Below are 13687 nucleotides of genomic sequence, written 5' to 3'. Positions count from 1 at the left end.
ATCTCCAGTCAGGTCGCCATTATACCACTTCTCGAACCACGCCGTGTTCCACGTGGAACATTTTGATCATTTGCTGTTCGGCCGGCTCAAGCAGCCCCGCTTCGGTGGCGGTCACGAATAACTGGGCGCCGGATTCCACCAGCAATCCCAGCAACCGGGCCCGACGTTCCGGATCCAGTTCGGCCGGCAGATCATCTACCAGCAACACCGGGATCTGTTCACGCACGGCGCGGAACTGGGCAATCTGGGCCAGGCGCATGGCACTGGCCAGCAGTTTCTGCTGCCCCCGGGAAAAATGGTTCTGCACCGCCTGGCGATCCTGACGAATCATCAGATCCGCCCGATGCGGTCCGCTCTGGGTAAAACCCTGCTGGCGATCCCGTTCGAAACCCCGCGCCAGGGCGGTACGCAGATCCAGCTCCTGGTTCCAGCCCGGCTGGTAGTGCCAGTCCGGCACGATCCCCAGCAATGCCTGGCTGTAACGTGTCAACCACGGTTGCAGGGCCGTCAGATAATCGCGGCGCAACTGCGTCAGTCGCTCCCCCTGTTCGATCAACTGAACATCCCAGTACTGGATATCCCGGGGTTGGGCTCGAGACTTCAACGCCGCATTCCGCTGACGAAGTACCTTGTGATAGGCCTGCCAGGTGGGCAGGAACGAGTGTTCCACGTGGAACACTCCCCAATCGAGAAACTGGCGGCGATAGCGGGGCCCCTGTTCCAGAATCCGGTGGATATCGGGATTGATCACCTGCACCGGCAAGACGGCGGCCAGATCGGAGGTTTTATGGGCGGTCCGCTGGTTGATCCGAATGCGGGTCAGGTCCCGGCCTTTCTCCAGCCCGATCGCGGTAATCTGTCCACCCTGGCCCCGGATGCGGCCGAACACGGTCAGGGTGGGGTGATCCCGCTGAATAACGTGTTGAATTGAAGTGCTGCGAAAGGAGCGGGCCAGGGAGAGGAGGTGGATGCCCTCCAGCAGACTGGTCTTGCCGCTCGCGTTTTCCCCAAAGATCAGATTGATCTGATCGCAGGGCGCCATCTCCACCGCGTCCAGGTTACGAACCCGGTTGATCGCCAGGTGAGTCAGGCTCATCGGGCCGTCATCAGAGCCGCATCGGCATGATCACATAGCGACTGTTGGCGTCGTCATCTCCCTGGATCAAACAACTGTGGTTGGCATCAATCATGCCGATGGAGACCTGTTCCGACTTCAGGGCCGAGAGGGCATCCAGAAAATAGCTGACATTGAAGCCAATCTCGAATTCATCCCCCTGATAACTGACTTCCACTTCTTCCTCGGCCTCTTCCTGTTCCGGATTGTGAACAGTCGCCTTGAGCTGGTCGGGCGAGAGGCTCAGGCGCATGCCCCGGTATTTTTCATTGGAGAGCACCGCCGCCCGATGAAAGGCTTCGTACAGCGGCTGACGTGCGCAAGAAACGATGTGCGGCGGATCTTTAGGTATAACCTGTTGATAATCCGGGAATTTTCCATCGATCAGCTTGGAGGTAAAGCTGATATCCGGCAATTCGACCCGGATGTGATTCTCCCCCAGCTGGATGCGCGCGGTACTTTCGCTGTCATCCAGCAGGCGCATCAGTTCAGTCACCCCTTTGCGTGGCAGGATCACCTGGCGCGGTTCGTTCACCGGTAATTCCGCTTCCACTTCGCAGACGGCCAGGCGATGCCCGTCGGTCGCGACGGCCCGCAACCGGTTGTTCGCCAGCTCCAGCATCAGGCCGTTGAGGTAATAACGCACATCCTGCTGGGCCATGGAGAACTGGGTCTGCTCGATCAGTTTTTTCAGCTGCTGCTGGGAGAGGGAAAACTCCAGCGGCGATTCAATCGGATCGATATTGGGAAATTCCGCCGCCGGCATGGTGGCCAGGGTAAAGCGGCTGCGCCCTGAGCGGATGATCGCCTTGTCCTGCTCGATCTGGACATCCAGCTGGGCGTTTTCCGGCAGGGCGCGACAGATATCGATAAACTTTTTCGCCGGCAGGGTGATATCACCACTGTCCGCGGCATCGACCGGCATCTGGGCCACCATTTCCACTTCCAGGTCCGTGCCGGTTAATGTCAGTTTCCCGTTATCGATGGAAAACAGGATATTGGAAAGGATCGGGAGGGTCTGCCGACGCTCCACGACACTGCCAACCGCCTGCAGAGGACGCAGGAGCGTTTCACGTTCTAAAGTGATCTTCATATATTAAATACCTGAATATATATCTTCTTATTGTTAGATCTATTAGTCCACCGCAAAACGGTTGATAAGCCAGTTTTTTGCTTGATTATTATAGACTTTTTCAGCATAACAAAGGACAAATAAAGTCTGTATGAAAGTGGTAAAGGCTGTGGATAAATTGTGAGGATGCCGCACCCGCCCGAACAGGGTCAAGTTAAAAACAGGTTGTCCACAGTTTACGGGCATCATGTGCTCAGAGTTCTCAACAGGTTGGAGACATCCTCGTTAATGCGTTGATCGCTTTCCTTGAGCTCTTCCACCTTGCGGCAGGCATGCAACACCGTGGTGTGGTCCCGGCCGCCGAACGCATCGCCGATTTCCGGCAGACTATGACTGGTCAGCTCCTTGCACAGGGCCATGGCGATCTGCCGGGGCCGGGTGATGGAGCGATTGCGCCGTTTGGAATGCAAATCAGCCACCCGGATCTTGAAATATTCGGCTACGGTTTTCTGAATATTATCGATGGTGACCAGCTTGTCCTGAATCGCCAGCAGATCGCGCAGCGCATCCTTGGCAAAATCCATGGTAATGGGGCGGCCGGTAAACTGGGCATTGGCGATCACCCGGCGCAGCGCGCCTTCCAGCTCCCGCACGTTGGAGCGAATGCGTTTGGCGATAAAAAAGGCGACTTCGCTGGGCATCTCGATCCCCGACAGTTGCGCCTTGCTCATCAAAATCGCAACCCGGGTTTCCAGCTCCGGGGCTTCAATAGCCACCGGCAATCCCCAGCCGAAACGGGACTTGAGCCGTTCTTCGAGGCCGTCGACTTCCTTGGGATAGCGATCGCAGGTCATGATCACCTGCTGGCCGCCTTCGAGCAGGGAATTGAAGGTATGGAAAAACTCTTCCTGGGAACGCTCCTTGCCGGCGAAAAACTGGATATCATCGATCAGCAGAGCATCGACCGAGCGATAGAAGCGTTTGAAATTGTTAATGGTGTTGTGCTGCAGCGCCTTGACCATCTCGGCCACGAAGCGTTCGGAATGCAGGTAAATCACATTGGCTTGCGGGTTTTGCTGCAGGATCATGTTACCCACCGCGTGCATCAGATGGGTCTTGCCCAGACCCACGCCACCGTAGATCAGCAACGGGTTATAGGCCTTGCCGGGGTTTTCCCCGACCTGGATCGAGGCCGCCTTGCCCAGCTGGTTGGATTTGCCCTCGACGAAATTCTCAAAGGTGAAATTGGGATTGAGGCTGCTGTTATTGCGCGGCGCCGGTTTGGCATTCGCTGGCGCGCTCTGGCTCGCTGCGGGTGTGGCGCGGGCCGGGGCGGGGTTAGCCGGGCGGGATTCGGCGGCCGGGCCGGCCGGTTCTTCGAACAGTGTCTGGCTGCCAACCTCGGTGACGATAGGCACCGATAACCCGGCAAGATCGCAGGCGATCGCCTCAATTTGCGGCATAAAGTTGCTTTCTATCCGCTCTTTGACAAAGCTGTTGGGGGCCAGCAGACGCAGGGTATGGGAATCGTAAACCGCGTGCAGCGGCCGTATCCAGGTATTGAACTGTTGCGGCGTCAGCTCGCCCTGTAGACGATGCAGACACTGATCCCATAGTGAATCCGACACGGTTCCCCCTGACGCAGAGTAGGTTTGGAATAATTGTGACCCCTGAGAGGGACACCCAGTCTATACGGATCGAAAAGAGTTATCCACAGGAGGCAAGCCCTTTTTATCTGCGGGTTATCTGCGGGATTTTGCCTGATGGCAGTTGACAGACGGGCCCCGGCGCAGTATTGTTGCCGACCTTTTTCGGGGCAAGTCGGCCGGCCAAAACGGCTGATAAAATGATTCGATAAACAATGGTTTAGGTCATGAAACGTACTTTCCAGCCCAGCAATCTGAAACGCAAACGGACGCACGGTTTTCGTGCCCGCATGAAAACCCGTGGTGGTCGTCAGGTCATCAACGCCCGTCGCGCCAAAGGCCGCCACCGCCTGGCAGTCTGATCCGGAGTCGGCGGATGAGCACCGAGCGTTTTGCTCGGCACCAGCGGCTGCTGACCTCCTCCGACTTCCGGCATGTATTCGCCCATCCCCGGCGCTTCAGTCATCCCCATCTGATGATGCTGGTTCGATCCAATCAAAAACCGTATGCCCGTCTCGGTCTGGCGATTCCCAAACGCCATATCCGGCGCGCGGTCGATCGCAATCGCATCAAACGCCAGATCCGCGAATCCTTTCGCGCCCGACAGACGAAGCTGGTAGGATGGGATATTGTCGTGATGGCGCGCAGCGGTGCCGCGCGCCTGAGCAAACGGGAGCTGCGTGAGGTGCTGGAATCCCACTGGCAGAGGCTGGCAACAGAATGCGCAGACTCCTGATTATATTGATCGGTGGCTATCGCTATCTGATCAGCCCGTTGATGGGCCATCATTGCCGTTTTTACCCCAGTTGCTCCGAGTATGCCCAGACGGCCATCGGCCGCTTCGGTGTGTTTCGTGGCAGCTGGCTGGCGGTCAAACGCATCAGTTGTTGCCATCCCTGGCATGAGGGCGGCATCGACCCGGTACCTGAGAAGAAGAAGTAAATGGAACAACAACGCCCGCTATTATTTATCGCCCTTGCCATTATCCTGTTCCTGCTGTGGGACGCCTGGCAACGGGATTTCGGTCCCCAGCCTGAACCGCAGACGACGCAGCAAACCGATCAGGTCGCCGACAGCCGTCCCGATCGCGCCGATGTACCGATGGGCGCCGATGAAAGCGAAACGCCCGCCCAGAGCGACAGCCGCTCGGCCGATGTGCCATCGGGCAGTGGCGATGGGGGCCGCGTGCTGGAGAGCGGATCGCGCATCGAGGTAGTCACCGATGTCTTTCGTGCCGAGATCGACACCGTGGGCGGGGATCTGCGGCATGTCGAGTTGCTAGAGTACCCGGTTTCCAGCGATAAACCGGATGAACCGGTGGTGCTGATGAACGACAGCCTGCCGAACCTGTTTGTCAGCCAGTCCGGCTTTACCGCCAAGCGGCAGCGCGAAGGCGATGACAGTCTGATCGAAGCGCCGAACCATTACAGCCGCTATCAGGCCAAGGCCAATCGCTATCGGCTGCGCGAGGGCCAGGATCAACTGAGCGTGGATCTGGTCTGGGAAAGTCCCGAGGGCGTGGAATTTATCAAGACCTACACGTTCACCCGCGGCGATTATCTCGTGCAAGTGGAACACACCGTTAATAACCAGACCGATCGACTGTGGCGGGGCAATCTCTATACCCAGATACAGCGCACCCAGGTGTCGCAAATCGATAGTCCCCGGTTCGTCTACACCTACATGGGCGGGGTGATCTACTCGCCGGAAGAAAAATACGAGAAGATCGACTTTTCCGACATGCAGGACCAGGATCTGGAACGCACCATCACCGGCGGCTGGGCGGCCATGATCCAGCACTATTTCCTCGGTGCCTGGATTCCGCCGGCGGAGGAAGCCCAGACCTTCTATAGCCGGCATATCAAGAACAACACCCGTTATGTGCTGGGGATGAAATCGGCCAATGAATTGCGCGTGGCCGGCGGGGAACAGCAGACTCTGAGCAACCGGTTGTTCGTCGGGCCCAAGCTGCAGGATCGACTTGAAGAAGTCGCGCCGGGGCTGGAGCTGACGGTCGATTACGGCCTGCTGCATTTCATTTCCAAACCGCTGTTCTGGATCCTCGATTTCATCCATGACTTTGTCGGCAACTGGGGCTGGGCGATCGTGTTGCTGACGATCCTTATCAAACTGGTGTTCTACAAACTCTCCGAAGCCAGCTACAAATCGATGGCCAACATGCGCCGGGTTCAGCCGCGCATGAAGCAGCTCAAGGAGCGTTACGCCGGCGATCGGCAGAAGATGAACCAGGCGTTGATGGACCTCTACAAGAAAGAGAAGATCAACCCGCTCGGCGGCTGTCTGCCAATCCTGGTACAGATCCCGGTATTTATCGCGCTCTACTGGGTCTTACTGGAAAGTGTCGAGATGCGTCAGGCGCCCTGGATCCTCTGGGTGCAGAACATGTCCGCGCCGGATCCCTATTTTATTCTGCCATTGCTCATGGGTATCACCATGTTTATCCAGCAGAAACTGAATCCGGCGCCGATGGATCCGATTCAGGCCAAGATCATGATGGCCCTGCCCTTTGTCTTTACCATCTTCTTTGCCTTCTTCCCGGCCGGGCTGGTGCTCTACTGGGTGGTCAACAACACCCTGTCGATTGCCCAGCAGTACTACATTACCCGCTATGTGGTGAAGGCGTGAGGTGGCGAGGGTGTGAGTTCGCGAGATCGCGCTAATTCCTGTTCAACTGACGATTTAACGAGGTCACGCGCTTACGCCCCCGACACCATCGCGGCCCTGGCCACCCCGCCGGGGCGCGGCGGGGTCGGCATCATTCGTGTTTCGGGTCCGGCCTGTGCGGCGATTGCCGGGGCGGTGCTGGGGCATCTGCCCCGACCGCGCCAGGCCGAATACCTCCCGTTTTACGACAGCGCGGGCCAGGCAATCGATACCGGCCTGGCGCTCTGGTTTCCCCGTCCCCATTCATTTACCGGCGAAGACGTGCTCGAACTGCACGGTCACGGCGGCCCGGTGGTCATGGACATGCTGCTGACGCGGGTGATCGAGCTGGGCGCGCGCCTGGCCCGGGCGGGCGAGTTTTCCGAGCGGGCGTTTCTCAATGATAAGCTGGATCTGGCCCAGGCCGAGGCCGTGGCCGATCTGATCGAGGCCGGATCCGAGCAGGCGGCGCGCTCGGCGCAACGCTCCCTGCAGGGGGTGTTCTCCGACTGGATTCACAGCGTGGTCGAACAGCTGACCGAACTGCGCATCTACGTGGAAGCGGCCATCGATTTTCCCGAGGAGGAGATCGACTTTCTCTCGGACAAACGGGTGACCGATCAGCTCGACGGGTTGCAGCGCGAGCTGGACGAGGTAATCAAACAGGCCCACCAGGGCCAGCTGTTGCGCGAGGGGATGCGGATCGTCCTGGCCGGCCAGCCCAATACCGGCAAATCGAGTCTGCTCAATGCCCTGGCCGGGCGCGAATCGGCCATTGTCACCCATATCGCCGGCACCACCCGCGATGTGCTGCGCGAGGAGATCAGCATCGACGGCCTGCCGCTGCACATTATCGACACCGCCGGCCTGCGCGAGGGCGGGGATGAAGTGGAGCGAATCGGGATGGAACGCACCTGGCAGGCCATCGAACAGGCCGACCGGGTGCTGCTGCTGATCGACGATCGCCAGGGCTTCGGCGACGGCGAGGCCACCATCCTGAAGCAACTGCCGGCGCATCTGCCGGTGACCCGGGTTCATAACAAGATCGATCTCAGCGGGGAATCGCCGAAAGTGCAGGAAGGGGCCCGGGGCACGCAGGTCTATCTGTCGGCGGTGGAAGGCCAGGGTATCGAGCTGTTACGGGATCATCTCAAAGCCTGCGTGGGCTACACTTCAGCCGGTGAAGGCGTGTTCATGGCCCGGCGCCGGCATGTGGATGCCCTGCAGCGGGCCCATGAACTGATTGTCAACGGTAGCGCCCAGCTCAGCGAGCACGGGGCCGGCGAGCTGCTGGCCGAGGATCTGCGTCAGGCCCAGCAGGCCCTGGGTGAAATTACCGGCGAGGTGAGCAGTGACGATCTGCTGGGGAAGATCTTTTCCAGTTTTTGTATCGGCAAATAAGTCCGATCAACGAAGGAGTCTCGATCCATGTCTATCAAACGCAATTTGATCCTGCTGCTGAGCGCGGTGCTGGTGATTGCCTGTACCACCAGCCCGACAGGCCGATCCCAGTTGATGCTGATCTCCCCGAAGACCGCCATCGTCGAATCGGAAAAAGCCTATATGAATACGGTCGGGGCGCTGAGCAAAGAGAATAAACTGGTGCGCGATTCGGCGGTGAATCAGCGCGTGCAGGAGATTACCGGTCGGCTGGTTGCGGTTGCCGTGAAGCAGTATCCCGAATCGAAAAACTGGAAATGGAGTGTGGCGGTGATCGATGATCCAAAAACCGTGAATGCCTGGGCCATGGCCGGCGGGCGGATGGCGGTCTATACCGGTCTGATCGATCAGCTAAACCTGACTGACGCCGAGCTGGCCCAGATCATGGGCCATGAAATCGCCCATGCCCTGGCGAATCACACGGCGGAACAGATGTCCGTGGCGATCGCGACCCAGCTGGGCGTCAGTGCGGTCGGGATTGCCACCGATGCCTCGGATTCCACCCTGACCGCCGGCGCCATTGCCGCGCAACTGGCGGTGCAGTTGCCCAACAGCCGCACCGCGGAATCAGAAGCCGATCGCATCGGGATCGAGCTGGCGGCCCGGGCCGGCTATGACCCGCAGGCGGCGGTGACGCTCTGGCAAAAAATGGAAAAAGTCAGTGGCAACGGTCCCCCGCAATTTTTGAGTACCCACCCGGCGCCCGGTAACCGGCAACAAACCTTGCGTCAGCTGGTTCCGCAAATGCGCCAGCTGCAGCCGCCGAGCCCCGGTCCCGTCGCGCCGGTCGAACTGGCCCGGTGAACCCGGTCTGGAATCCAGAAAGACTGTTAAGCGGTGTCGATCAGGTTCGCGTAGCGTTACCTGACATTCTCCGTATCGGCAGGGTGTCACGCAGGCTAACGCCAGCGTGACCTACGGGATTAGCCAGAGTATAAATAGTGGTAGGCCGGACATAGCAACGCGCTGTCCGGCAATCGGAGGGGTTACCCGAGACCATGGAGTTTATGCCCGCAGGGGCTAGCGGGGTGGATAGCGCTCGAGGATCGCCTCGACCAGCTCGTTGATCAGCCGATTGCTCTTCTGTGGGGTACTGCCGGAATTCAGTCGTCGGCTGTCGGAGCCGCGCCATAACAGCTTTTCGTCAGGGCTGTGGAGGTCGATGGTGAGGATAATGCGATCGTAGGATTCCACATCGGCGGCGGGAAAACCGTAGCCAAAACCGATACCCACGTTACGGCTGAAGGTGCCGATCCCCACCGAGACACCGGAGGGATCGCTTTCGATTTCCTGTGTGACATCAATCCGATAACTGACACGCACATCCGGTGTCGGAGCGGCCTGCAAACCCTTTTTGATCAGTGCCTCACGAATGGCGGTCACGACCCGTTGTTGCATCAGGCTGCTGTCGATACGTGGGTCGTCGCTGATTTTAACGGGCTGGGTTTGGAGTTTGAAACTGTGAATGGCCGCAAAGTTGATACTTTGATCGTAATCGACATTGACGGTTGTTCCGCAGGCCACCAGCGACAGGGATACGAGCAACAGAACAAATCGACGTAATGCAGACATGAGCTAGACTCCCTGGCTGCGCTTGCTCCTCAGCCATCGAATTAACGGTTCCCACTGTTCCAGATCCCACCACACCTGCGAGGGCGCCATCTCGAAAATACCGACACCCCGCTCCTCGGCGCGAATGTAATTCTGGGTGTCGCGCAGGGTGGTGACAAACGGAATCTTCAAATTTTTCAAGAACGCCTGCAGGGACTGGTAGATCAAGGTGTTCTCCCGGACCCGGTTGGCCACCACGGCGACGCGGGTCTCCTTACGAGAGACCTTGCCGGTGGTCAGAAGTTCCTTCATGAAATCAGCCGCTGCCCGAATATCAATGGGCGAGGGCAGCACCGGAACGATGATGGTCTCCACCCGGCGCACCAGCCGGGTCAGTTCCGGGCCCTGCACCCGGGCCGGGGCATCCATGATGACAACCTCTGTCTCTTTGGGTGCGCGAACCGGGTTGCGGGTCGCATCGATGCCATGAATAACCGGATAGTTATCGGGCCGGGCACCCAGCCAGGCCAGGCTGGAGCCTTGCGGATCAAAGTCGGCCAGGACAACCTGCTTTTCCAGTTCATAAGCGTAGTAACTGGCCAGGTTGGTCGCGATCGTGCTTTTACCACAACCGCCCTTGGCATTGAGCACCATGATATTACGCATCCGGTACGACCTCCTTGGATCTCAGGGACGAGGTACGAGGGACGAGTAACGAGGAAAGGCGTACCGTATCAGTACCGATTCAATTCAGTGTAGACAAAATGCATCTTGCATGTGAAGAAAAAATCACGATCGGGTAACCCTGGAAGGGATAGCGAAACGTTAACCGAGACAAATAGAGTTTTAAAGAATTTAAATCTTCGTGTCTTTGTGCCTTGGTGGTTATGCTTTTTCGCTGTTATCGAAAATACCCAGCTCGTCCCAGATGGTGTCAATGCGTTGTTTGACGCTGTCATCCATGCTGATGGGGCGGCCCCATTCGCGTTGGGTTTCGCCCGGCCATTTGTTGGTGGCATCGAAACCGATCTTGCTGCCCAGGCCGGAGACCGGCGAGGCGAAATCGAGATAATCGATCGGTGTGTTGTCGATCAGGGTGGTATCCCGGATGGGATCCATGCGCGTGGTCATGGCCCAGATCACATCCTGCCAGTTGCGCACGTCCACATCCTCGTCGGTGACGATCACAAACTTGGTATACATGAACTGGCGCAGGAACGACCAGACGCCGAGCATCACGCGCTTGGCGTGACCGGGGTACTGTTTTTTCATACTCACCACGGCCATACGGTAGGAGCAGCCTTCCGGCGGCAGGTAAAAATCAACGATCTCCGGAAACTGTTTTTGCAACAGCGGTACAAAGACTTCATTGAGCGCCACGCCCAGCACCGCCGGTTCATCGGGCGGGCGGCCGGTGTAGGTGCTGTGATAGATGGGATCGGGGCGGTGGGTGATACGCTCGACGGTAAACACCGGGAACTGTTCCACCTCGTTGTAATAACCGGTGTGATCGCCGAAGGGCCCTTCATCCGCCATTTCACCCGGATGAATCACGCCTTCGAGGACAAATTCGGCCGAGGCGGGGACCTGCAGATCCGAGCCCAGACATTGCGTCACTTCGGTCTTGTCGCCGCGCAACAGGCCGGCAAAGCCATACTCGGAGAGCGTATCGGGCACCGGCGTGACCGCGCCGAGAATGGTGGCGGGATCGGCGCCCAGCGCCACGGCCACCGGAAAGGGTTCGCCGGGATGGGTCTGTTGCCAGTCGCGATAATCGAGCGCGCCGCCGCGATGCGCCAGCCAGCGCATGATCAGCTTGTTGCGACCGATCAACTGCTGGCGATAGATACCCAGATTCTGCCGTTCCTTGTTGGGTCCTTTGGTAATGACCAGCGCCCAGGTAATCAGCGGGCCGGCATCGCCCGGCCAGCAGGTCTGGATGGGCAGTTTGTTGAGGTCCACCTCATCCCCTTCGATGATCTGTTTCTGGCAGGCGGCGCCCTTGACCACTTTCGGCGCCATGTTCAGCACCTGCTTGAAGATCGGCAGCTTGCTCCAGGCATCCTTCATGCCTTTGGGCGGATCGGGCTCTTTTAAGAAGGCGAGCAACTTGCCAACCTCGCGCAGGGCCTCGACCGACTCTTCCCCCATGCCCAGCGCCACCCGCTGCGGCGTGCCGAACAGGTTGGCGAGCACGGGAATATCCGAGCCTTTGGGGTTTTCAAACAGCAATGCCGGTCCGCCGGCGCGCAGGGTGCGATCGCAGATCTCGGTCATTTCCAGATAAGGATCGATCTCGGTCTGAATCCGTTTGAGTTCCCCGCGCTGCTCGAGCTGGGCGATAAAATCACGTAAGTCGCGGTATTTCATAGACGTTACCTGCTGAACTTCGCTGCATCATAACGACAGACGGATAACATGTCATCCAGAGAGTATTGTGAATATGACTCCCGCAAAGACGCCGTGGTGCAGAGTAAGCATTTATTGGTTTTAAACGTTGCGTGCTCTGCGGCTTGGCGAGAGTTAAATCAATCAGGATTGAAAAAAGTTCAAAGTTGAACAGTTGCCACGACCGGGGCGTGATCGGAGGGGCGTTCGAGTTTGCGCGGGGCGGTGTCGATGGTCGATCCCATTACCCGGTCGGCCAGGTGATCGCTGATCAGAATATGATCGATGCGCAGGCCCAGATTGCGGCGAAAGGCGGCGGCGCGGTAGTCCCACCAGCTGTAGGAGCCTGCGGGCTGATCGAACAGTCGGAAGCTGTCTTTGAAGCCCAGCGCCAGCAGCTGGCGAAATTTTTCCCGCTCCGGTTCGCTGACCAGCACCGAGCCCTGCCAGGTTTGCGGATCGTGCACGTCGCGATCTTCGGGGGCAATATTGAAATCACCGACGACCACCAGATCGGGATACTCCCGGCGTTGCGCCTCCAGCCAGGCCAACAGGGCGTCCAGCCAGTCGAGTTTGTAACGAAACTTGTCCGAGCCCACTTCGGATCCGTTGGGCACATACAGATTAATAAACCGGACACCGTCGCAGGTGGCGGCGACCACACGCCGCTGCGAATCCTCGAAGTCGGGAATGTCGAGTGCAACCGCCCCGGGGGTCAGAGGCTGGCGGGCCAGCAGGGCGACGCCATTATAGGTTTTCTGGCCATTGGCGATGACGTTGTAGCCGGCGCTGGCCAGTTGTTCGATGGGAAATTGCGCATTCTGCAATTTGGTTTCCTGCAGGCCGACCAGATCCGGCTGATGAGCGGTGAGCCAGTCGAGCACCTGCGGTAACCGGACGCGCAGGGAGTTCACGTTCCAGCTGGCCAGTTTCAGCATATTCGATCGACCGTGCGCTGTGTCTCAGATGCGAAAACCGCCATGACGTCGACGCAGCCGGAAATCCATCCAGCCAATCCCGGCAACGATACCGATAATCAGCACGGTCAGCAGCGTACCCCAGTACCAGCCCGGCAAGGCGGGACGCCATTTTTCCAGTTCCTCGGCACTGGGGAGTTGTTCGCGACCGAGAAATTCCTGGGCCAGATCGATACGGGCCTGTAGATCCTCGTTACGTTTTTTCTGTTGCTCCAGCTGGGCCCGGTATTGTTCCACACCCGGGGGATCGGGGGTGGCCTGTTCCGATTGTTCATTCAAAGTTTCGATCTCCGCCTGGAGCTGTTCGATCTGGCGTTCCTTTTCGGCCAGCTGCTTCAGGTTTTCCTCGTTCAGCGCCTCGCTGTCGCCCCCGGCGTCAATCTGTTTTTTTAATTCGCGGATGGTGGTTCTGGCATTGGATAATTCGTCGCGGCGGATTTGCAGATCCCGTTCGAGTTTGCTCAGGCGTTCGGTTTTTTGTTTGATTTCGCTGGTCAGCTCATCATGCTTTTTGGCCAGCAGATCGTATTCCACGGTGGCCGGTTGACGGTCGACCAGGTAGGCGGCATGGATCCAGCCTTTACTGCCGTCGTTCAGCTGGACCTGTTTGAAATCTTCCCGTGCCTGCAACACCTCGACGCTGTCACCACTGGAGAGCATGGTGGTGATCGGGCTGTTCGTGTCGGGTTGCTGATGAACACCGATCTCGATGCGATCAGTGACATATTCGGTGGCTGCCTGGCTCAACGGGGGACCAGCGAGTAACAAAACCAGGCAGGTAAACCGCAGGAGTGTTTTCATTCTGTAAACATCCAGATATTTGAATTATTTGGTC

Annotated in this window: 14 protein-coding genes; 6 read left to right on the top strand and 8 right to left on the bottom strand. The window is 58.3% G+C overall.

The window, feature by feature from the left end; translation table 11 throughout:
* Positions 1-19 precede the first annotated feature (19 nt).
* From recF to dnaA, 3 genes are all read right to left on the bottom strand, one after another.
* Positions 20-1096 (bottom strand): DNA replication/repair protein RecF, encoded by a 1077-nt coding sequence (gene recF / locus U5K34_RS05295; protein WP_322567430.1) that lies wholly within the window; start codon positions 1094-1096, stop codon positions 20-22.
* Between the two features lie 10 nt (positions 1097-1106).
* On the bottom strand, positions 1107-2207 hold the full coding sequence (dnaN, locus tag U5K34_RS05290; RefSeq protein WP_322567429.1) for a DNA polymerase III subunit beta: 1101 nt from the start codon (positions 2205-2207) through the stop codon (positions 1107-1109).
* Between the two features lie 224 nt (positions 2208-2431).
* Positions 2432-3814: a chromosomal replication initiator protein DnaA gene (dnaA, locus tag U5K34_RS05285; protein WP_322567428.1), complete on the bottom strand. Its 1383-nt coding sequence runs from the start codon at positions 3812-3814 to the stop codon at positions 2432-2434.
* Between the two features lie 245 nt (positions 3815-4059).
* On the opposite strand from dnaA, the gene rpmH reads away from it, so the two are divergent.
* The 6 genes from rpmH (at position 4060) to U5K34_RS05255 (ending at position 8740) form a co-directional block, all read left to right on the top strand.
* On the top strand, positions 4060-4194 hold the full coding sequence (rpmH, locus tag U5K34_RS05280) for a 50S ribosomal protein L34 (RefSeq protein ID WP_310692379.1): 135 nt from the start codon (positions 4060-4062) through the stop codon (positions 4192-4194).
* Between the two features lie 14 nt (positions 4195-4208).
* Positions 4209-4568 carry a ribonuclease P protein component gene (gene rnpA, locus U5K34_RS05275; RefSeq protein WP_322567427.1) on the top strand — a complete coding sequence of 120 codons (360 nt, stop codon included), beginning with the start codon at positions 4209-4211 and terminating at the stop codon, positions 4566-4568.
* The gene (yidD, locus tag U5K34_RS05270; RefSeq protein ID WP_322567426.1) at positions 4553-4774 is read left to right on the top strand and encodes a membrane protein insertion efficiency factor YidD; all 222 of its coding nucleotides are present in this window, start codon (positions 4553-4555) and stop codon (positions 4772-4774) included. Before rnpA ends, yidD begins: the two co-directional genes overlap by 16 nt.
* Positions 4775-6478: a membrane protein insertase YidC gene (gene yidC / locus U5K34_RS05265; protein WP_322567425.1), complete on the top strand. Its 1704-nt coding sequence runs from the start codon at positions 4775-4777 to the stop codon at positions 6476-6478. It begins immediately after the preceding gene.
* 87 nt (positions 6479-6565) lie between these two features.
* Positions 6566-7897 (top strand): tRNA uridine-5-carboxymethylaminomethyl(34) synthesis GTPase MnmE, encoded by a 1332-nt coding sequence (gene mnmE, locus U5K34_RS05260; RefSeq protein ID WP_416224052.1) that lies wholly within the window; start codon positions 6566-6568, stop codon positions 7895-7897.
* Positions 7898-7924: 27 nt separating this feature from the next.
* Complete coding sequence (locus U5K34_RS05255; protein ID WP_322567423.1) at positions 7925-8740, top strand: M48 family metallopeptidase; 816 nt, start codon at positions 7925-7927, stop codon at positions 8738-8740.
* Between the two features lie 216 nt (positions 8741-8956).
* Here U5K34_RS05255 and U5K34_RS05250 read toward each other — a convergent pair whose 3' ends face one another.
* From U5K34_RS05250 to U5K34_RS05230, 5 genes are all read right to left on the bottom strand, one after another.
* Positions 8957-9508: a DUF4136 domain-containing protein gene (locus U5K34_RS05250; RefSeq protein ID WP_322567422.1), complete on the bottom strand. Its 552-nt coding sequence runs from the start codon at positions 9506-9508 to the stop codon at positions 8957-8959.
* 3 nt (positions 9509-9511) lie between these two features.
* On the bottom strand, positions 9512-10153 hold the full coding sequence (locus U5K34_RS05245; protein WP_322567421.1) for a ParA family protein: 642 nt from the start codon (positions 10151-10153) through the stop codon (positions 9512-9514).
* 219 nt (positions 10154-10372) lie between these two features.
* The gene (gene ubiD, locus U5K34_RS05240) at positions 10373-11857 is read right to left on the bottom strand and encodes a 4-hydroxy-3-polyprenylbenzoate decarboxylase (protein WP_322567420.1); all 1485 of its coding nucleotides are present in this window, start codon (positions 11855-11857) and stop codon (positions 10373-10375) included.
* Between the two features lie 179 nt (positions 11858-12036).
* The gene (gene xth, locus U5K34_RS05235; RefSeq protein WP_416224051.1) at positions 12037-12810 is read right to left on the bottom strand and encodes an exodeoxyribonuclease III; all 774 of its coding nucleotides are present in this window, start codon (positions 12808-12810) and stop codon (positions 12037-12039) included.
* 27 nt (positions 12811-12837) lie between these two features.
* The gene (locus tag U5K34_RS05230; protein WP_322567418.1) at positions 12838-13653 is read right to left on the bottom strand and encodes a TIGR04211 family SH3 domain-containing protein; all 816 of its coding nucleotides are present in this window, start codon (positions 13651-13653) and stop codon (positions 12838-12840) included.
* Positions 13654-13687: the final 34 nt, after the last annotated feature.

Origin of the sequence: Thiohalophilus sp. (assembly GCF_034521165.1) — a bacterium.
Lineage (GTDB): Bacteria > Pseudomonadota > Gammaproteobacteria > UBA6429 > Thiohalophilaceae > Thiohalophilus.
Note: the sequence above shows the minus strand (reverse complement) of the source record. Positions and strands in the feature narration are given on the sequence as shown.